The following is a 19,703-nucleotide window of genomic DNA, read 5'->3' as shown; positions in this document are numbered from 1 at the left end:
ATGTGGAAATCCCCTCTCGAACCCCGATTTCAGCAGTGTGGTACTTCCTTAAATGAAAGTGTTAAAAGGCCAGGATATCCTGGCACTTGGCTTTATGACGTTCGCGCTTTTCGTGGGTGCGGGCAATATCATCTTCCCCCCTATCGTCGGCCTGCAGTCCGGGCCGCATGTGTGGATGGCGGCGCTGGGCTTTCTGGTCACGGCCGTGGGCCTCCCGGTCATCACCGTGGTGGCGCTGGCCAAGGTCGGCGGCGGCATGGATGCGCTGAGCAGTCCGATCGGCAAGTTCTGTGGTGGCCTGCTGGCTGCTGTCTGCTACCTGTCGGTGGGGCCGTTGTTCGCCACGCCGCGCACGGCGACCGTTTCCTTCGAGGTAGGCGTTGCACCCCTGACCGGCGAGAGCCCACTGGCGCTGTTCATTTACAGCCTGGTGTATTTCATCGTAGTGCTGGCGGTGTCGATGTATCCGGGCAAGCTGCTCGATACTGTCGGACGTTTCCTCGCACCGCTGAAGATCATCGCCCTGGCGGTACTGGGTATCGCAGCCTTCATGCTGCCAGCCGGCGGTATCGGCGAAGCGCAACCTGCCTATGCCGCCGCGGCGTTTTCCAAAGGCTTCTCCGATGGTTATCTGACCATGGACACCTTGGGCGCTCTGGTATTCGGCATTGTCATCGTCAACGCCATTCGCTCGCGTGGTGTCGAGTCGCCGAAGTTGATCACCCGCTATGCCATCATCGCCGGGCTGATCGCTGGGGTCGGCCTGGCCCTGGTGTATATGAGTCTGTTCCGGTTGGGGGCGGGTAGCCACGAGATTGCTGCCGGCGCCAGCAATGGGGCTGCCGTGTTGCATGCCTATGTTCAGCATACCTTCGGCTCGCTGGGCAGTGGTTTCCTCGCCGTGCTGATCGCGCTGGCCTGCCTGGTCACCGCCGTAGGCCTGACCTGTGCCTGCGCCGAGTATTTCAGCCAGATGCTGCCGCTGTCCTATCGCGCGTTGGTGGTGATTCTCGCCGGGTTCTCGCTGCTGGTGTCCAATCTTGGCTTGACCAAGCTGATCATGTTCTCGATCCCGGTGCTCACTGCCATCTATCCGCCGTGCATCGTGGTAGTCGGGCTCAGCTTCGTCAACGACCTGTGGAATTCGCCGACGCGTATTCTCGCGCCGGTGATGCTGGTTTCGCTGATCTTCGGCATCGTCGATGCGATCAAGGGCAGCGACATCGCCCATATGTTGCCTGACTTCCTGGCACACCTGCCGCTGAGCGATCAGGGACTGGCCTGGCTGGTGCCTTCGGTAGCGACATTGGTTGTTGCCGTGGCGTGCGACCGCCTTCTTGGCAAACCACGCGAAGCCTTGGCCTGACAGATCGAAGGGTGCCGGTGGTAACGGCTATACGTTACGCAGCCACTGAGTGAAGTGCCCATCAATAACCCTGCAATCGTCAGACTGCAGGGTTTTTTTAGGAGAGTAAGCGACAGCCGCCAGGCGAGGGGTGCACGTGGAGAAGTTGCTCTGGCGCGAAACGCGCGCGTTCAGTAGTCGTTTCGGCAAGAACAAGAGTTTGCACTTCCCAAGTGAAGCGTTTCACCATTAAGTTGCGGCCATAAAAAAACCCGACATTGTCGGGTTTTTTGTTCTGCTTGAATTACTGCTTGGCAGGTTCAGCAGGAGCGGTGGTCGGCGCCGGATTGGACGGCTGAGCTTCCTCGACGGCCTTCTGCTGCGCTTCAGCCTGATCTTTGGCAGCTTCGGCATTTTCCTTGGCGGCGTCGTTCACTTTATCCTGGGCTTCGCCCATCTTTTCCTGGGCCTGCTCGGCATGTTTCTGTGCGTCCTGAGCTTTATCTTCGCTGGACTTGTCGCATGCAGCCAGACCCATGGCAGCGGCCAGCATCAGAGCAAAAGCGAAAGGTTTACGCATGGGATGTTTCTCCTTGTGGAATAAGTGAGTTGAAACCTTCGAGTTCGACGGTGTGTGAGAAGTTCAATGCCGCGTGCAGATATATAAACACGCCACTCGCCTCGACTTTTTCCAGGCCCTGTGGGCCAGTACAACATGGAGCGCTCTGGTCATGAATCCAACCCCTACAGAGCTCAGTACGCTGATGGCAATGTCGCAGCGATTCCTGTCGGCGCTGCGGCATTGCCAACAGTTGCAGATGCGGGTGCAGCATGCCGACGCGCAGGGTATGACCTTGATGCTGCCTTGGTCGGACAGGTTGGTGGGCAATCCGCAGACCGGCGCCGTGCACGGCGGGGCGCTCACCACGTTGCTGGACACCACCTGCGGCATGGCCACGCTGTGCGTGCTGCCGAAATTCGAAGTCTGTCCGACGCTGGATCTGCGTATCGACTACATGCACCCGGCCAAGCCAGGTTTGGACCTTTACGGTCATGCGCACTGCTACCGGGTGACCCGCGATGTGATCTTCACTCGAGGTAGCGCTTACCAGGACGACCCGGCGCAGCCGATCTGTCAGGTCGTAGGCACCTTCATGCGTCTAGGTGGTGAGGCGCGCGGAGGCCTGAGTTTTGCCGCGCGCATGGGCGAGGGGCAGGCATGATCCCTGCGCCGATACGCCAGCAACTGACAGAGGCGCATGCACGCGGCGACTATGCGCCGTTATTGGCACTGATTCCCTACGCCGGGCTGATCGGCATCGAATGTCAGCGCGAGGGCGATGATCTGCTGTTTCGTCTGCCCGCCAACCCCGACAACATCGGCAACCCGCTGCTCCCGGCCATTCATGGCGGCGTGATCGCGGGTTTCATGGAGCTTTCAGCCGCCCTGTACCTGTTGATCTTCAGTGACAGCCTGAGCATTCCGAAGATCATCGACTTCTCCATCGATTACCTGCGCGCCGGCCATTACCGCGACACCTTCGCCCAATGCCAGCTGTGGCGCCAGGGGCGGCGGGTGACCAATGTGTCGATCACCGCCTGGCAGGGCGAGCGCGGCTCGCCCATCGCCACGGCCCGGGCGCATTTCAAGATCCAGCCGCAGCCACCCTTGAAATAGCCAGCCATGCCCCCATCTGCTGAACATCCGCCCATCAGGCTCGACGCCTGGGGCGCAATGACCAACAGATCGGAGTGTGAAGACGATGAGTGTGGAGACTCAAAAAGAAACCCTGGGCTTCCAGACCGAGGTCAAGCAACTGCTGCACCTCATGATTCATTCGCTGTATTCGAACAAAGAGATCTTCCTGCGCGAATTGATCTCCAACGCCTCCGACGCTGCTGACAAGCTGCGTTTCGAAGCCCTGGCCAAGCCCGAGTTGCTAGAGGGCGATGCCGATCTGAAGATTCGCCTGAGCTTCGACAAGGAAGCCGGCACGGTCACCCTGGAAGACAATGGCATCGGCATGAGCCGCGCGGATGTCATCACCCACCTGGGTACCATCGCCAAGTCCGGCACGGCCGACTTCATGAAGAACCTCACCGGTGATCAGAAGAAGGACTCGCACCTGATCGGCCAGTTCGGCGTGGGCTTCTATTCCGCGTTCATCGTTGCCGACAAAGTCGATGTCTACAGCCGCCGTGCTGGCACTGCTGCCGCCGAAGGCGTGCATTGGTCGTCCAAGGGCGAGGGCGACTTCGAAGTCGCGACCATCGACAAGCCGCAGCGCGGCACGCGCATCGTCCTGCACTTGAAGCAGGATGAGCAGGAGTTCGCCGACGGCTGGCGCCTGCGCAATGTGGTGAAGAAGTATTCCGACCACATCGCCTTGCCGATCCAGTTGCCAAAAGAGCAATCGGCCGTAGCCGAAGGCGAAGAGCAGCCTGCTGAAGAGTGGGAAACCGTCAACCGCGCCAGCGCGCTGTGGACCCGCCCGCGTACCGAGATCAAGGACGAGGAGTACCAGGAGTTCTACAAGCACATCGGCCATGATTTCGAAAACCCGCTGGCCTGGAGTCACAACAAGGTCGAAGGCAAGCTGGAGTACAACTCGCTGCTGTACGTGCCGGCACGTGCGCCGTTCGACCTGTACCAGCGCGAAGCACCGCGCGGCTTGAAGCTGTACGTGCAGCGCGTGTTCATCATGGACCAGGCCGAATCGTTCCTGCCGCTGTACCTGCGCTTCATCAAGGGTGTGGTCGACTCCAACGACCTGTCGCTGAACGTCTCGCGTGAAATCCTGCAGAAGGATCCGATCATCGATTCGATGAAGTCGGCCCTGACCAAGCGCGTGCTGGACATGCTGGAGAAGTTGGCGAAGAACGAACCTGAACAGTACAAGGGCTTCTGGAAGAATTTCGGCCAGGTGCTCAAGGAAGGTCCGGCCGAAGATTTCGCCAACAAGGAAAAGATCGCGGGTCTGTTGCGCTTCGCCTCCACGCACGACGACAGCGGCGAGCAGAGCGTCAGCCTGGCCGACTACCTGGCTCGCGCCAAGGAAGGACAGGACAAAGTCTACTACCTCACTGGCGAGTCCTACGCGCAGGTCAAGAACAGCCCGCACCTGGAAGTCTTCCGCAAGAAAGGCATCGAAGTGTTGTTGCTCACCGACCGTATCGATGAGTGGCTGATGAGCTATCTCACCGAGTTCGATGGCAAGAGCTTCGTCGATGTCGCCCGTGGCGACCTGGACCTGGGCAAGCTGGATTCCGAAGAGGACAAGAAAGCCCAGGAAGAAGTGGCCAAGGACAAGGAGGGGCTTGTCGAGCGCCTGAAAACGGCGTTGGGCGACAGCGTTGCCGAAGTGCGCGTATCGCACCGCTTGACCGATTCTCCGGCGATCCTGGCCATCGGCGAGCAGGACTTGGGTCTGCAGATGCGCCAGATCCTCGAAGCCAGCGGTCAGAAGGTGCCGGACTCCAAGCCGATCTTCGAATTCAACCCGACTCACCCGCTGATCGAAAAGCTCGATCACGAACAGAGCGAAGATCGCTTCTCGGAGCTGTCGCACATTCTGTTCGACCAGGCGGCCTTGGCCGCTGGCGACAGCCTCAAGGATCCGGCAGCGTATGTGCGCCGCCTGAACAAGCTGCTGGTCGAGCTGTCTGCTTGAGATGACGCACCGCAAAGCCCGCTTCGGCGGGCTTTTCTTTTGGTCAAGCCTGAGGAATGCATGATGAGCAAGGTAATCGTCGAGTCGCTGGTCTATCACCTGTCCGGCCGTAGCTATGAGAGCCGCCTGGTCTTTGAGCCAGGGGCGGCCGCACGGCCTGCGTTGGTGATGGCACCGAACTGGATGGGTATCGGCGAAGTGGCTGAGCGCGTCGCCAAGGAAGTGGCCGAACAAGGCTACGTGGTCTTGATCGCCGACCTGTACGGGCAGGGCGTGCGTCCGTCGAATGCTGAAGAGGCGGGGGCGGCGATGATGCCGTTGAAGAATGACCGCGACGAGTTGCGCAAACGTATGCATGAGGCCCTGGCGCAGTTGCTCGGCCAGTCCAAGGCGCTCCTGGCGCCTGGTAAAGCGGGCGCGTTCGGTTTCTGCTTCGGTGGGTGCTGCGCACTGGAGTTGGCACGCAGTGGCGCGGACCTCAAGGCGACGGTGTCTTTCCATGGCACCCTCGATACGCCTAGGCCTGAAGACGCTTCGCGTATCAAGGGCTCGGTACTCGTGCTGCACGGCGCCTCCGACCCGCTGGTACCCGCCGAACAACTGCCGGCATTCGAGGCCGAAATGAACGCGGCCAAGGTCGATTGGCAACTGCTGAGCTATGGCGGTGCGGTGCATTCCTTCACCGATCCTACCGCCAACGTGCCGGGCAAGATGCAGTACGATCGACGCACCTCGGAGCGTGCGTTCCGCTCGATGCACAACCTGCTCGAGGAAGTGTTCAAGGCGTGAAGTGGCAGTCCTGAACGATCGGCCCGCGGCGGTGGTCTACGCTGCTTCGATTGCCATCAGGACGTTGCCCCATGATCGCCAGAGCACTGGCCTGCCTGCTGTTTTCCGCCAGCCTGTGCCCAACGGTGCAGGCTCGCGATTATCGCTACAGCGATGCCCACCTGCATTACGTCGACTTCTTCCAGGAAAGTGAAGGCATGCCCGCCTTGCTACGGGCCATGGATCAAGCAGGGGTCGATCACGCGATGATCTCCGGTATTCCGGTGGCGAAGAAATGGCACGAGGACGAACCCAAGCGTCCTCGCTATTACGCCGGCGACGATGCCGAAGCGTACTGGTTCAGTGCCACCGACATTCACGTCGCGGCGGCGGTGCAGAAACTGCCCGCCGAACAGCGCGAACGCTTTCATCCGTTTCTTTCCGGGATCAATCCGGTGGACAAGAACGCGGTCAGCCATGTCGAGCGCATGCTCGAACTGTATCCCGATTTCTGGCAAGGCATCGGCGAGGTGTTCACCCGCCACGATGACCTGACGGCGCTGACCAGCGGCGATACGCCCCGGGCCAACAACGAGGCGATGGCGCGAATTTATCACCTGGCTGCTGAGCGGGATCTGCCAGTGATGGTGCACTCTAACATCACCTCTAAACGCGAGCGTAACCCGCTGTATCTGGCGGAGATCGAAGAGCCGCTGCGCGATCATCCGCATACCCGATTCATTTGGGCCCACGCTGGCACCAGTCTGGAGATCCATCGTCACCAGACCCAGATGGACTTCATTCTGCCCACCCTCGAGCGCATGCTCGAAGCCTACCCCAACCTCTACATCGATTTGTCCTGGAGCATGCGTCAGCCCTATCTGCTGGATGAGCAGGGAAAACCCCGCAAGGCCTGGCTGGCGCTGGTGGAGCGCTTCCCGGATCGATTCATGTTGGGTTCGGATGTGGTGGGCCGGTTCGCCAGCGTAGGCGAGCAGATGCATGGCTTCGACGTGTTTCTGGATGCGTTGCCCGAAGCCGTGGCCCGCCAAGTGGCGAGGGACAACTTCCTGGCACTATTACCAAAGCGTCGATGAGCACGCTTATCGTATGAACCGTGTTGCGCAGGTCCGTGCGTGCCTACGCAACACCTGTGCTTATCAGGCGTGCGGCTCTTTGGCCAGGCGTTTGAGCAGTGCCTCGGCCGTGGCGTGCGATGAGGCAGGATTCTGACCGGTGATCAGATGGTCATCTTCGATCACGTAACTGGCCCAGTCGGCCGCCTTGGAATACTCGCCACCCTGGGCCTTGAGCATGTCTTCTACCAGGAATGGCACCACGTCGGTCAGGCCGACGGCGTGTTCTTCACTGTTGGTGAAGCCGGTCACGCGCTTGCCATCGATCACCGACGTGCCGTCGGGCGCCTTCACCCGCTTCAGTACGCCGGGCGCGTGGCAGACCGCGGCAATGGGTTTGTTGGCCGCATAGAACGCTTCCAGCAAGATGATTGAGTCCTTGTCCTGGGCCAGGTCCCAGAGTGGGCCGTGGCCGCCCGGGTAGAACACGGCGTCGAAATCGTAAGGATCGATCTCGCCCAGCGGTACGGTGTCGGCCAGCGCCATCTGTGCCTGGGTATCACCTCGGAAGCGTTCGGTGGCTTCGGTCTGGGCATCGGGTTGGTCGCTCTTCGGGTCGAGCGGCGGCTGGCCGCCCTTGGGCGAAGCCAGGGTGATCTCCGCGCCGGCATCGACGAACACGTAATACGGCGCGGCGAACTCCTCGAGCCAGAAGCCGGTTTTCTGACCGGTATCGCCGAGTTGGTCGTGGGAAGTCAGCACCATCAGGATCTTGTACATGCGAGTGGTCCTCCAGATCTTCGTGGGCAGCGCGCTATTGGCCTGCGTTAGTGTGGGAGGTCTCAAGGGCTTGGACGTTCCATCGGATAGTCTCGGGCGACATTTCAACTGAGGAGGCGACTTCGATTCGGGTGAACCTTCCGAGTGTCGCGTAGGGCTTTTCCCATGATGCTATTTCCCCGTGTTGAGCCGTTGTGCCTTGACCAGGGGCCCTCTAGGCTTCGCCTGCTTGCTGCATTTCCCCATCCTGCCTCAGCCCACGGGCAGAGGCGCACGCCGGGTTCGCGTGAGTCTGGTTGAGCTAGGACGAGGAAGTGTGGCAAGCACTTCATGACGATTTCCAGGAGGATATATGGGCAGTGACGATCAATCATCCAAGGGGCCTGAGCTCAAGGTCATCAGCGCCATGGACCGCTTGCGCCGCAAGCCGAGGATGGACTGGGTGCAGGCGATACCTGGCCTGCCGGCCAAGGACACGCTCATGGAAATTTCCGCCATCATGGGTTGCGTGACCGAGCTCACCCGTCGGGCCATCAATCACCCCAGTGAAGCCGCCGTGTTGATGCGCGCCACCTTCTACCTCAGCGGCATGAGCAAGGCCATGATCGACGGTCAGATGGCACAAATGCGCGGTGATCAGTCAGCGCCAGAGGGCCCCAAGCCCTGAAGCAATCACTGATGCCTGACAGCGTCGTTCTATCGGCCTGACTTGGCAATCCCCTCGCCGCAAGCTTCACCGCCAGTGACCGCGCTACAATGCGCCACAGACGAGTATCCAAGGGCTCAAGGTGATGTCGAAATGCTGAATACGAACGAAACGCGGGTCTTCATTCGTCGTTTTGGCTGGGTGATATTGCTCGCCCACATACTGGTAATGGCAACGCTGGCGGTCACGTGGATCATCACTACTCCAGTTCCATGGCGCGGTCATGAGCACGTGCTCAAGGTTGCATTCTTTGCGACCGTTTTTGGCGGCGTGATCATGGGGCTCGCGTTCATGCTCGTCGTACGCGGGCGCAGTTGGGGTGTGTGGATCAATGTGGTGTTACTGGTGCTGTGCATGGCCCTCACGCTCGCGTTTCATGCCCCGGGTCACGGAATGGCCATCCTGGGGGTAGCGCTGATGCTCCCATTGTTGGCGATGCTGGTGATAAACAGTGGTCGTCATCGGCAGGCGGTCAAACGCTACGCCGTCTTTCGTCGAGACAGGACCCGATGGGCAATGACGATCAGCATTGCCAAAGAAAAGGGTATCGATCTGAACCAGGAGGCTGAACGTCTCTTTGGTGGTGCCAGTGCAGAGCGCGACCATTGACCGCCTTTCAAACGTGCATTCACGCTTCACAGTAGGGCGTAAACGCCTTCATTTTCTAAAGCGATGCACTGTGTGGAGTGTTCACATCAAGTGAAGCTGGCTTGCGCCTGAGCACCCGCGCGCGTTGTCAAGTCCAGCCCAGCCCGGCCCGTATCTTGCTCTGCCTGTTGGAATCCTCACTCTTGGACTACTCCAATCATGAGTTCATCCGGCGAATTTTCTCTGACCGAAGCCCCTCCAGCAGCCCGCAAGGGCCTGCTTCCCATTGCCATGATCCTGTTCAGCTTCACGTTCTTCACCGGCACCATGTTCGCCGGGGGCAAGCTCGGCATGGCGTTTACCTTTGCCGACATGCTCTGGATAGCGACGATTGGCAACATTCTGCTGGCCGCCTATGCCGCGAGCCTGGCGTTCATCGCCTCGCGCAGTGGCCTGAATACCGTATTGATGGGGCGTTTCTGCTTCGGCGAGGCGGGCAGCCGCCTTTCCGACTTCTTGCTCGGTTTCGCAGAGCTGGGCTGGTACGCCTGGGGCACGGCAACGGTGGCGATCGTATTGGTCAAGCTGCTGGGGTTGGCAGAGGGCTTCACTCCGGCCTTGATGGTGCTGTTCGGGTTGGGCTTCAGTGTCACTGCGATCATCGGTTTCAAGGGGCTTGAAGGGTTGTCACGCGTCTCGGTGCCTTTGATGTTCGCGCTGCTGGTGATCTCGATGGTCATCGCTACACGCGATGCGGGCGGGTTTTCAGGGCTGCTGGCCGTGGTGCCGCATGAGAGCATGAGCTTCCCGGCCGCCGTGACCATGGTGTTCGGCACCTTCGCCAGTGGCGCGACACAGGCCACCAACTGGACCCGATTGTCGCGCAACGCACGGGCTGCGGTAGCCGCCAGCGTGGTGGCGTTTCTCGTAGGCAACGGCTTGATGGTGGTCGCGGGGGCTTGGTGCGCGATGGTTTATCAGCAAGCTGATATCGTCGAGGTGATGATGCTGCAAGGGCTGTCGTTCGCTGCGGTGGTGATGCTGTGCCTGAATCTCTGGACCATCCAAGGCCCGACCCTCTATAACGTGGCAGCCGCCAGTTGCCACCTGGCACGCAGTGAGCGACGACGCACCGCTACGCTGCTCGCCGCAGGTGTCGGCATTGTGCTGGCCATAGGCGGTATGTACGAGTGGCTGATTCCTTTCCTGGTTTTGCTAGGCTCGATCATTCCGCCGGTCGGTGGCGTGATCATGGCCGATTTCTGGTACCGCTATCGCGGCCACTATCCCACCTTGGCTTCGGTCAAGCTGCCGCGCTACAACCGCGCAGGTCTTTTCGCTTATGCTCTGGGCGCGGTGTTGGCCTATAGCTCGCCGTGGGTCGCACCGCTGGTGGGAATCGGCGCCTCGGCACTGTGTTATGTCGTTCTGCTTGAGTTCAGAGCGCGAATACAACCTGCGGTCCAAGCCAAACGCTAGGCCTGTCCCGGGGCTGCTTAGACTCCCCTGCGTTCGTCATCGTCAATACCTTCCATGCGCGATCGTCACGCATGAATGCTTTTATCGCGCCGTCGCTCTGGCGCGAGCGTAATAGCCAAGGCCAGGAGTAACGCCATGAACATCATCAACGCCCGCCTGCGCGGCAAGACCGGGCTGTTCACAGTCCGGGTGAGCGGCGAGCGCATTGCCGCCATCGAGCTCCAACCGGCGAAGATTGAACCGAGCAGTGCCGAGGATATCGACGCGGCACAGAACTTGGTGATACCGCCTTTCATCGAGCCGCATATCCACCTCGATGCCACCCTGACAGCCGGTGAGCCGCGCTGGAACATGAGCGGCACGTTGTTCGAAGGCATCGAATGTTGGGCCGAGCGCAAGGCTATTACTACCCACGAAGACATCAAGGCGCGGGCCAAGAAGACCATAGGCGCGCTGGTGGATCACGGCATCCAGCATGTGCGCACTCATGTCGACGTCACCGATCCGACCTTGGTGGCGCTCAAGGCCATGGTCGAGGTGCGCGAGGAGGTGCGTCATCTGATCGATTTGCAGATCGTGGCGTTTCCTCAGGAAGGCATCGAGTCGTACGCCAACGGGCGGGCCCTGATGACCGAGGCGGTGGCGCTGGGCGCCGATGTGGTGGGTGGTATTCCGCATTTCGAGAACACCCGCGATCAGGGCGTGTCCTCGGTCAAGTTCCTGATGGACCTGGCCGAGCGCACTGGCTGCCTGGTGGATGTTCATTGCGACGAGACCGACGATGCGCAGTCGCGCTTTCTTGAAGTGCTGGCCGAAGAAGCCCGTGTGCGCGACATGGGGGCTCGGGTCACTGCCAGCCATACCGTGGCCATGGGCTCCTATGACAATGCCTACTGCTACAAGCTGTTTCGTCTGTTGAAGATGTCGGGCATCAACTTCGTATCCTGCCCCACCGAAAGCATTCATTTGCAGGGACGTTTCGACAGCTTTCCCAAGCGGCGCGGTGTGACCCGGGTGGCCGAGCTCGACCGTGCCGGGCTGAACGTCTGTTTTGGCCAGGATTCGATCGTCGACCCCTGGTATCCACTGGGTAACGGCAACATCCTGCGCGTGCTCGAAGCGGGTCTGCATATCTGCCATATGCTCGGCTACGAGGATCTGCAGCGCGCGCTCGATCTGGTCACCGACAACAGTGCGCGTACCTTGAATCTGGGCGAGCGCTACGGCATCGCAGTCGGGCGCCCGGCGAACCTGCTGGTGCTGTCTGCCGCCGACGACTACGAGATGGTTCGCAGCCAGGGGCATGCGCTGGTCTCGATCCGTGCAGGCAAGGTGCTGATGCGTCGAACGCCTGCTCGAGTCGAACGATTCGTCTGAAGGGCAGGGCGGTCAGCCTGGAGCGTCATTGCCGGGGCTGTGGTGCTTGCACTTAAAGCGGCGTGGGCACGTGCTGAGCGCTTGCCTCGGCAGCCGTTACTTGGCACGCTTGGCCCCGGTCTTCAACTGCGCGTGCCGCGCTACAAGGAACCGCCAAGGTGAGTTGGGAAAAAGTCGGAAAGGCCCTCGCGGGTCTGTTGGTCGCGGCGGGCGCTGTCGCCGCGTTGTACGTTTCGTTCAAGGATGAGGGTGGGTTGAAAGCCTATGTCGCCTACGAGGCACTGACCTATCCCAGTCAGTTCAACGAACGCATCGGCCAGGCTCGAGAGCAGCTCAAGTACGAGCGACTGTTCGCCGGCGTCGAAGCCGTGGCTAAAGGCGCACTGAATCGCGACCAGGTCGAGGCGCTGGTCAGCCAGGCTCAAGCGCCCTACATGCAACTGTTCGCCAAACCCTTCGAGGCAGGGTTGGTCGATCACCGTACTGGGCTGTTCGTCACCTTGCGCAATACCAGCGACAAACCTGTACAGAAGGTGTTGATCCGTCTGCCGGCCAAGGGCTTGGTGCAGGTCCGCGATGATGCCGGTGATGACAGCATTCCCGAAAATGCCACCAACATTATTCAGATCCCTGCAATCGAGCCCGGTGGCGTATGTCGCGTATGGGTGTACTTCGATGCGGACTTCTCGCAGATCACCCAAGGGGGCATCAGCATCGTGCATGCCGATGGGCCGGCGACCCTCCAGGTCATGCGTGAGGTCAGTGGCTTCCAGGCGCTGATGGCGCGCTATGGCCAAGTGTTGGTTGGCCTGGCGGTGGTGCTGGTGGCGGTGGTGCTGATCCTGGCCTACACGTGCGCACGCCAGCGGCGTCGTTTGCGGCGTCTGCGCGGTTGATCGGCATCCCCTGAAAGCAAAACGCCCCGACCAGGTCGGGGCGTTTCAGGTGTAGCGACGGTCTTACTTGCCGGTCCAGCGCTTGAGCACCAGGGTGGCATTGGTGCCGCCGAAACCGAAGCTGTTGCTCATGACCGTATCGATCTTGGCGTTCTCTTCAGTCTTGCGCAGCACTGGCAGATCGGCAACCTCTGGGTCCAGCTCGTCGATGTTGGCCGAGCCGGCGATGAAGTTGTTTTCCATCATCAGCAGGCAGTAGATCGCCTCGTGCACACCCGCTGCGCCCAGCGAGTGACCGGACAGGCTCTTGGTCGAGCTGATCTTCGGTGCCTTGGCGCCGAACACTTCACGCACGCCCTTCATTTCGGCAACGTCGCCGACCGGGGTGGAGGTGCCGTGGGTATTGAGGTAGTCGATCGGTGTATCGACGGTCGACAGCGCCTGCTGCATGCAGCGGATGGCGCCTTCACCGCTTGGCGCGACCATGTCGTAGCCGTCGGAAGTAGCACCGTAACCGACGATCTCGGCATAGATCTTGGCGCCACGGGCCAGGGCATGTTCCAGCTCCTCGACCACCACCATGCCGCCGCCGCCGGCGATGACGAAGCCATCACGGTCGGCATCGTAGGCGCGCGAAGCCTGCTCGGGCGTTTCGTTGCGCTTGGTCGACAGCGCGCCCATGGCGTCGAACAGGAACGACTGGCTCCAATGCTCTTCTTCGCCGCCACCGGCGAAGACGATGTCCTGCTTGCCCCACTGGATCTGCTCCAGCGCGGTACCGATGCAGTGTGCAGAGGTGGCGCAGGCCGAAGAGATCGAGTAGTTGATACCCTTGATCTTGAACGGGGTGGCCAGGCACGCCGAAACGGTGCTGCCCATGGTGCGGGTAACGCGGTAGGGGCCTACGCGCTTCACGCCTTTTTCGCGCAAGGTGTCCAGCGCTTCCATCTGGTTGAGGGTCGAAGCGCCACCGGAGCCGGCTACCAGGCCAGTACGCGGGCTGGACACTTGTTCTTCAGTCAGGCCGGCGTCCTTGATTGCGTCCTGCATCGCCAGGTAGGCATAGGCAGCGGCGTGGCCGACGAAGCGATAGACCTTGCGATCGATCAGCTCTTCCAGATTCAGGTCGATGGAGCCGGAAACCTGGCTACGCAGTCCCATTTCCTTGTATTCCGGGTTGTAACGGATACCCGGACGGCTGTTGCGCAGGTTTTCGGTGACGGTAGCTTTGTCATTGCCCAGGCACGAAACGATGCCCAGACCAGTGATAACGACGCGGCGCATGCGAATAACCCTTAGAAATTGTCAGTGGAGGTGAACACGCCGACCCGCAGGCCTTCGGCGGTGTAGATCTCGCGACCGTCGACGCTGACCGAGCCATCGGCGATGGCCATGTTCAGCTTGCCTTTGAGGACGCGCTTGATCTGAATGTTGTAGGTGACTTTCTTGGCCGTCGGCAGTACCTGGCCAAAGAACTTCACTTCGCCCGAGCCCAGGGCGCGGCCGCGGCCCGGCAGGCCTTGCCAGCCGAGGAAGAAACCGACCAGCTGCCACATGGCATCGAGGCCCAGGCAACCTGGCATCACCGGGTCGCCTTCGAAATGGCAGGCGAAGAACCACAGGTCCGGGGTGATATCCAGCTCAGCGACCAATTCACCTTTGCCGTACTTGCCGCCTTCTTCGCTGATATGAGTGATGCGATCGACCATCAGCATGTTCGGGGCGGGCAGTTGCGCATTACCTGGGCCGAACAGCTCACCGCGACTGCAGCGCAGCAGGTCTTCCCGAGTAAAGGCGTGTTGTTTGGTCATGCGAGCTCCTCAATAACCCCCTGTGGCAGGGGATGAATCTTCCTGGCCAGCCTGAAATCCTACAGATACCAGGGCGGCAGCCTACAGGTAGACTATTGCGTTGGGGTGAAAGTCACAGCGCACCTGGCAAAAGAAGTACAGGTGTGCACTGAAAGTTTATTTTCCGGGCCCTTGCAGGCTCTGTCCAGTCTTTAAGACTGCCGCACTTTATCATTTATCGCCAGTCGCCGCTGTGCGGTCCGGCAGCCAGCGTTGCAGCGTGCGCAGCAAGTCGGCGCGTTTGAACGGTTTGCTCAGGTAATCGTTCATTCCAGCCTCCAGGCAACGCTCGCGATCACCCGGCAGCGCGTTGGCGGTCAAGGCGATGATCGGCACGTCAGCCTGATGCAGACGAATGCAGCGGGTGGCTTGGTAGCCGTCCATATGCGGCAAGCGACAATCCATCAAGATGGCGGCGTAGTTTTTTTCGGTTGCCAGCGTCACGGCCTGCTCGCCGTCCGTCGCCAGGTCCACCTCGAAGCCCAGGCTGCGCAGCATGGCTTCGATGACGCTCTGGTTGACCGGGTTGTCCTCTACCAACAGGATCGGTTGGCCATCACTGAGCGCAGTGGCCCTGTGTTCGCTTTCCAGTAGCTGCTCAGCACGCTGTTTAGAGCGTACCAGCGGAATCTCCAAGGTGAAGGTCGAGCCGCTGCCTATGCTGCTCTCACCACGTAGCGTGCCGCCCATGCGTTCGGCCAGGGTGCGCGCAATCGACAGGCCCAGGCCAGTACCGCCGTAACGTCTTGAAATAGAACTATCGGCCTGCTGGAACGCCTCGAACATCGTCTCCAGCCGCTCGCTGTCGATGCCGATGCCGGTGTCACGGACCGTGCAGGTCAGCCTCAGCAACTGATGATCGAGCATGCGCCAGCGGGCGTCGACCTGCACCTCGCCGTACTCGGTGAACTTCAGCGCGTTGCCCACCAGATTCAGCAGAATCTGTCGGATACGTGTCGGGTCACCTGTCACGTGCAGACGTTCCAAACCAGTAGCCAGTTGCAGGCGTAACTGCAGGTTGCGCTGCTGGGCGCTGTGCTGGAACGACTGCACGCTACTTGAGATCAGCTCGCCGAGATTGAAATCGATGTGTTCCAGTTCCAGGCTCGCGCGTTCGATGCGCGAGAAGTCGAGGATGTCGTTGATCACCTTCAGCAGGTGGCCGGTGGATTCGCTGGCCACGGCCGTGTATTCGGCCTGCTCGTGAGTCAACCGAGTAGTCTCCAGCAGTTGCAACATGCCCAGCACCCCGTTCATCGGAGTGCGCAGTTCATGGCTCATCATCGCCAGGAACTCGGATTTGGCACGGTTGGCCCGCTCGGCTTCCTCGCGCGCCTGGATCAGCTCAGTGATGGTTTGCTGTTGCTCGCGGCTGGCCTGATCCAGGGCGTTGGCCAGGTTGTTGATGTGCCGCGCCAGATGACCGAGCTCGCTGTCATCGACCACCGGCAACGGCGCGTTGAACTGGCCCTGCTGGATAGCCTTCACGGCATGGCCCATGTCGCTGATCGGCATCGACAGGCTCCTGGCCAGACGCCGCGCCAGGAGGAAGGTGAACGCCAGCGCGAACAGGGCAAGAATGCCGGCCTTGATCACGATTTCCTGCTGGCGCTCGCTGAACGCGTCGTCGGACATGCCGACGATCACTCGACCGAGATAGTCGTCGCCGATGCTCGGCGGGGTCTTGCCCTGCTGCAGGAAGTCGTTGTCCAGGCGGATCTGTTGCAGGCGGATTGGGGCCTGGAAGACTTCCACTCGCTGGGCGCGATTGGCACTTTCCCCGGACTGCTCGACGTATACCAGGATGTGGTTGCGGCTGTCCTGCACCTCCAGAAAACGCACGTGCGGGATGCTCAGCGTTGCGCGCATCAGGCTGTCCAACACGTCATTGTTGCCCGAGATCACCCCGTATTCGCAGGCGGGTGCCAGTTGGTTGGCAATCAGTTGGCCCGTGTGGTCCAGCTCCTGGCGCAGGTCCTGCAAGCGTACGAAGGTGAAGAAACCGATCAGCAGCAAGGTGAGCAGCAGCGCCGGTCCCAGGCTGATGATCTGGGTGCGGGCATGAATGTCCCAGCTCAGGCGCTTGCTCATGGTGTCGACTCTCCTTCGGCCAGGACCAGCTCGGCTGCGTTCGGCTCTATGCGCTCCAGCCCAAGGGCGCGGGCCACCTGCTGATTGCCGCTGACGCGGAAGTGATCGGGATAGAGGCTGCGCGGCCAGCGCGAGGGCGGCTGGTCGAGCAAGCGATCGAGTACCGCCAGCCAGTCGTCCTGGTCGCTGTAGGTGCTGGCCAGGGCGCCGGCGCGGACGAAGCCGGCGTTGGGACCGATCAACGCCATCTGCCGCCCATAACTGCTGAGCAAGAGGTTCTTGACGGTCTTGGCATTGAACAACTGAGGATCGTCGATGCCCAGTAGCACGTCGCTGTTGCCCAGGACATGCTGCAGAGGGCGACTGTCGCGCAGATCGGCCCAGTCCTGGGCGACGATCTCCAGGCCCATGTGATTGGCTGCCTGATGCAACTCGTCGATGAGGAAGCGGCTGTCAGGTCCATACAGCACGCCGATACGTCGTGCCTGCGGCAGCAGATAGCGCGTCAGGCGCAGTTGCCGTGCCAGTGGCGGATCGCTCCACAGCAGGCTGAGGTACTCGGGGCGCGACTTTCCCAGGCGCAGTTGCGCCTGAACCCGGCTGATCCGCAGCGCCAGCGAGAGGGGGCCGGATGGCTCGCGCAGGCGCCAGTCGAGTGCGGCCTCATCCAGCAGGATCAGGCGCGTCTGGACATCGAGTCGGCCGGGCGAGGGCAACTGCGTGACAGTCTGGAAGCGCACCTGGTCGAGGGGGCGTCTGGCTTGCAGCGCGCTGACGAAGCTGCTGACCCCGGCGGTGTCATCGCCACCGACCAGCAGGATTTCATGGGCGCACAGCGTGCCCATGGGCCACAGACACAGCGCCAGCATCCGTAGCAGGCGCAGCATCAGAACTCCAACTCCGCACTGACGCTCAGGCGATGGCGGCTGTCATAGCGGTTCTGCTCCACGGTCGTGGGCTGGTCGTCCAAGCGTTGCTGCCACAGTGCAGCCAACTCGACCGAACTGCCATAAATTCGCATGCGCTTGGCCACCCGCAGATCGACACGCTCGTAGCGGTATTGATTGAGGGCATCGTCCCCGTAGTAGAACAGCGCGCTCGACCAACCCGACCCCCAGTCGCGCAACCAGCCGACCGAACCGCTGTTGTGTGCGCTGAGGCGGCGGTCGTCGGGGTTGCTCGCCCAGGCATCGACGTAGGCATAGCTCACGCGCAGGCGGTCACGCGGGCTCAGGCGCCAGTCCAACTGTGTTTCGCTGCCGCTGAAGCGTGCCCTGTTGGCATTGCTGGCGATGTACTGATTGTTCTTCAACGGTTCGCTGATCATGCCGGTGATCTCGTCGTAGAACAGCTTCACGTCCAGGTTCAGGTCAAGGTCGGAAAAGAAACCGTTGTAGCCCAGTTCGCGCGAGCGCATGCGCTCCTGGTCGAGGTTGCCGGGACCGCGGGTCTTGACGAAGTACTCACCGTCGCGCAGGCCGAGCACGTTGGGCGTGAGGTTTCGGACCGTGTAGCTCCAGTTGACGTTATTCTCGAACATGTCCGGCGAGCGCACGGCCTCGGAGTACACTGCGCGCAGCCCCTGACGCGGAGTGATCAGGTAGTTCACCGCCACGCGCGGGGTCAGGGACGTGCCGGAGAGCTGGCTGTTTTCGAACATCGCGCCGCCTTGCAGGATCCAGTGCTCGTCAGCGCGCCATTCGAGCTGGCCAAACAAGCGCCAGGTGCGGTCGTCGAGCCGACCGTTGAAGTAGGTCTGCGAGTCGGCGCGATCATAACGGTAGTTGAGGCCGCTGAGCAGGCGCAGGCTGTCGGTCAGGCTCAGGGTGTCCTGAATTTCCAGGTCATAACGGGTCTCGCGGGTGCTCTGGTCGACGTCGCCGCACACTTCCCGGCTGCCACCGTTGTCCCATTGGCTCTTGATCTGGTTGCGCAGGCCCTGCAGAACCGGATCGCGGCTGTTCGGCGGGTTGTTGGCGTTGCGTGCCACGCGTTCGGCGTAATTCGGGTCGAGCTGCCACAGGCGGGTCAGTTCGGGGCTGAAGGCCAATGTCGCGTCGCAGGCACGCCAGACCTGCTGACGGTCGAACTGCTGCGCCGAGCCCTGCACATAAAGGCTGTGCTCGGGATTGAAGTCGATGCTCCAGCGCAGCGAGCCGGCGTAGTCCTTGGCGTCCAGGTCGGGGTTGTCGCCGCGCCCGGTGACGAAGGGGAACACCGGTTTGTAGGTATACGGCCGTTGGTTGCTGCCTTCCTTGGCCGCCAGTTGCCAGTCCAGCGTCTGATCCGGGGCCAGGCTGTGACTGACGCTGAGGTTGAAGCGGGTCAGGCGCCGGCTGTCGCGGTAGTCCTGACCGTACTGGTTCTTGTCGAAGCCATCGTCCTGCAGGCCGGACATCGACAGGCGCAGGTCGCCGCCGTCCCAGCCCAGGCCTTGGCTGGCATAGAAGTCATTGATGCCGTCCTGGCCGCGGGTGATCTTCAGGCGCGTGCCATGGCTGTCGGCAGGGCGTCGGGTGAGGATGTTGACCACCGCCATCAGCGCGTTGGCGCCGTAGCTGACGGTATTGGGGCCGCGAAACACTTCGATGCGCTCGATGTCTTCGATGGCCAGGGGAATGTCGCTCCAGTCCACCGTGGCCAGGCCCGCCCGGTACACCGAGCGGCCATCGATCAGCACCTGCATGCGCCGAGCATCGTTGACGTTGCTGCCGTGATAGTTGACGGTCGGCTGGTTGCCGGCGCCGTAGCCGATCATCATCCCCGGTACCAGGCGCAGCAGCTCGGGTACGTCACGTGCGCCGCTGGCGTGGATCAGCGCGCTGTCGAGCACGGTCATGCTGCCGGGCACCGCCGCCGGGGATTGTTTGAGCCGCGTGGCGGTCAGAACCTGCGGCAGGTCGGTGTCGATGAACAGATCGTCGGCCACGGCCGGGCCGCCCAGCAGGGCAGTGAGCAACAGCAAGCGGCGGGCAGGGGGCGTGCCAGGGAACACGTGACGGCCTTGTGTCAGACATGAGCCGCGCATGGTAACCGAGCCGTCGAGAGGCAAGCTATAAGCGCCGAGCGGCGTGTG

The 19,703-nt window shown here is 61.4% G+C and carries 18 protein-coding genes; 11 read left to right on the top strand and 7 right to left on the bottom strand.

All coding sequences use genetic code 11. The features are described from left to right. Positions 1 to 52 precede the first annotated feature (52 nt). Positions 53 to 1,366 (top strand): branched-chain amino acid transport system II carrier protein, encoded by a 1,314-nt coding sequence (gene brnQ / locus Q6A47_RS01115; RefSeq protein ID WP_304482641.1) that lies wholly within the window; start codon positions 53 to 55, stop codon positions 1,364 to 1,366. A gap of 283 nt (positions 1,367 to 1,649) precedes the next feature. On the opposite strand, the gene Q6A47_RS01110 is transcribed toward brnQ, so the two are convergent. Next, entirely contained in the window at positions 1,650 to 1,925 is a 276-nt protein-coding gene (locus Q6A47_RS01110; protein ID WP_029612070.1) for a hypothetical protein, read from the bottom strand. A gap of 151 nt (positions 1,926 to 2,076) precedes the next feature. Between Q6A47_RS01110 and Q6A47_RS01105 the strand changes: the two genes are divergently transcribed. The 5 genes from Q6A47_RS01105 (at position 2,077) to Q6A47_RS01085 (ending at position 6,881) form a co-directional block, all read left to right on the top strand. After that, the gene (locus Q6A47_RS01105; protein WP_304482639.1) at positions 2,077 to 2,568 is read left to right on the top strand and encodes a PaaI family thioesterase; all 492 of its coding nucleotides are present in this window, start codon (positions 2,077 to 2,079) and stop codon (positions 2,566 to 2,568) included. Continuing rightward, positions 2,565 to 3,023 carry a PaaI family thioesterase gene (locus Q6A47_RS01100; protein WP_029612072.1) on the top strand — a complete coding sequence of 153 codons (459 nt, stop codon included), beginning with the start codon at positions 2,565 to 2,567 and terminating at the stop codon, positions 3,021 to 3,023. The genes Q6A47_RS01105 and Q6A47_RS01100 overlap by 4 nt, the downstream gene beginning before the upstream one ends. Before the next feature lie 85 nt (positions 3,024 to 3,108). After that, a complete protein-coding gene (htpG, locus tag Q6A47_RS01095; protein WP_029612073.1) occupies positions 3,109 to 5,016 on the top strand; it encodes a molecular chaperone HtpG in 1,908 nt (635 codons plus the stop codon). Positions 5,017 to 5,079: 63 nt separating this feature from the next. Then, a complete protein-coding gene (locus tag Q6A47_RS01090) occupies positions 5,080 to 5,805 on the top strand; it encodes a dienelactone hydrolase family protein (RefSeq protein ID WP_029612074.1) in 726 nt (241 codons plus the stop codon). 71 nt (positions 5,806 to 5,876) lie between these two features. Further along, positions 5,877 to 6,881: an amidohydrolase family protein gene (locus Q6A47_RS01085; protein ID WP_304482637.1), complete on the top strand. Its 1,005-nt coding sequence runs from the start codon at positions 5,877 to 5,879 to the stop codon at positions 6,879 to 6,881. Between the two features lie 63 nt (positions 6,882 to 6,944). Here Q6A47_RS01085 and Q6A47_RS01080 read toward each other — a convergent pair whose 3' ends face one another. Further along, positions 6,945 to 7,640: a type 1 glutamine amidotransferase domain-containing protein gene (locus Q6A47_RS01080; protein ID WP_304482635.1), complete on the bottom strand. Its 696-nt coding sequence runs from the start codon at positions 7,638 to 7,640 to the stop codon at positions 6,945 to 6,947. Between the two features lie 352 nt (positions 7,641 to 7,992). On the opposite strand from Q6A47_RS01080, the gene Q6A47_RS01075 reads away from it, so the two are divergent. The 5 genes from Q6A47_RS01075 (at position 7,993) to Q6A47_RS01055 (ending at position 12,686) form a co-directional block, all read left to right on the top strand. Then, positions 7,993 to 8,307: a DUF3077 domain-containing protein gene (locus Q6A47_RS01075; protein ID WP_304482634.1), complete on the top strand. Its 315-nt coding sequence runs from the start codon at positions 7,993 to 7,995 to the stop codon at positions 8,305 to 8,307. 132 nt (positions 8,308 to 8,439) lie between these two features. Continuing rightward, the gene (locus Q6A47_RS01070) at positions 8,440 to 8,955 is read left to right on the top strand and encodes a hypothetical protein (protein ID WP_304482633.1); all 516 of its coding nucleotides are present in this window, start codon (positions 8,440 to 8,442) and stop codon (positions 8,953 to 8,955) included. A gap of 198 nt (positions 8,956 to 9,153) precedes the next feature. Continuing rightward, complete coding sequence (gene codB, locus Q6A47_RS01065; RefSeq protein WP_304482632.1) at positions 9,154 to 10,413, top strand: cytosine permease; 1,260 nt, start codon at positions 9,154 to 9,156, stop codon at positions 10,411 to 10,413. A 135-nt stretch (positions 10,414 to 10,548) separates the two neighbouring features. After that, a complete protein-coding gene (gene codA / locus Q6A47_RS01060) occupies positions 10,549 to 11,790 on the top strand; it encodes a cytosine deaminase (protein ID WP_029612078.1) in 1,242 nt (413 codons plus the stop codon). A 158-nt stretch (positions 11,791 to 11,948) separates the two neighbouring features. After that, entirely contained in the window at positions 11,949 to 12,686 is a 738-nt protein-coding gene (locus Q6A47_RS01055) for a hypothetical protein (RefSeq protein ID WP_116888542.1), read from the top strand. A 63-nt stretch (positions 12,687 to 12,749) separates the two neighbouring features. On the opposite strand, the gene fabB is transcribed toward Q6A47_RS01055, so the two are convergent. The 5 genes from fabB to Q6A47_RS01030 all read right to left on the bottom strand — a co-directional run bounded on the left by fabB (position 12,750) and on the right by Q6A47_RS01030 (position 19,622). After that, positions 12,750 to 13,970: a beta-ketoacyl-ACP synthase I gene (gene fabB, locus Q6A47_RS01050; protein ID WP_039578624.1), complete on the bottom strand. Its 1,221-nt coding sequence runs from the start codon at positions 13,968 to 13,970 to the stop codon at positions 12,750 to 12,752. A gap of 11 nt (positions 13,971 to 13,981) precedes the next feature. Further along, positions 13,982 to 14,497 (bottom strand): 3-hydroxyacyl-[acyl-carrier-protein] dehydratase FabA, encoded by a 516-nt coding sequence (fabA, locus tag Q6A47_RS01045; RefSeq protein WP_029612079.1) that lies wholly within the window; start codon positions 14,495 to 14,497, stop codon positions 13,982 to 13,984. A gap of 210 nt (positions 14,498 to 14,707) precedes the next feature. Next, the gene (locus tag Q6A47_RS01040; RefSeq protein WP_304482629.1) at positions 14,708 to 16,627 is read right to left on the bottom strand and encodes a response regulator; all 1,920 of its coding nucleotides are present in this window, start codon (positions 16,625 to 16,627) and stop codon (positions 14,708 to 14,710) included. Continuing rightward, the gene (locus Q6A47_RS01035; protein ID WP_304482627.1) at positions 16,624 to 17,514 is read right to left on the bottom strand and encodes an ABC transporter substrate-binding protein; all 891 of its coding nucleotides are present in this window, start codon (positions 17,512 to 17,514) and stop codon (positions 16,624 to 16,626) included. Before Q6A47_RS01035 ends, Q6A47_RS01040 begins: the two co-directional genes overlap by 4 nt. Further along, positions 17,514 to 19,622, bottom strand: a complete 2,109-nt coding sequence (locus tag Q6A47_RS01030; RefSeq protein ID WP_369811407.1) for a TonB-dependent receptor plug domain-containing protein — start codon at positions 19,620 to 19,622, stop codon at positions 17,514 to 17,516. Before Q6A47_RS01030 ends, Q6A47_RS01035 begins: the two co-directional genes overlap by 1 nt. Positions 19,623 to 19,703 lie beyond the last annotated feature (81 nt).

Origin of the sequence: Pseudomonas boreofloridensis (assembly GCF_030580795.1) — a bacterium.
GTDB lineage: Bacteria > Pseudomonadota > Gammaproteobacteria > Pseudomonadales > Pseudomonadaceae > Aquipseudomonas > Aquipseudomonas boreofloridensis.
This window is presented reverse-complemented; position numbering and strand designations above follow the sequence as displayed.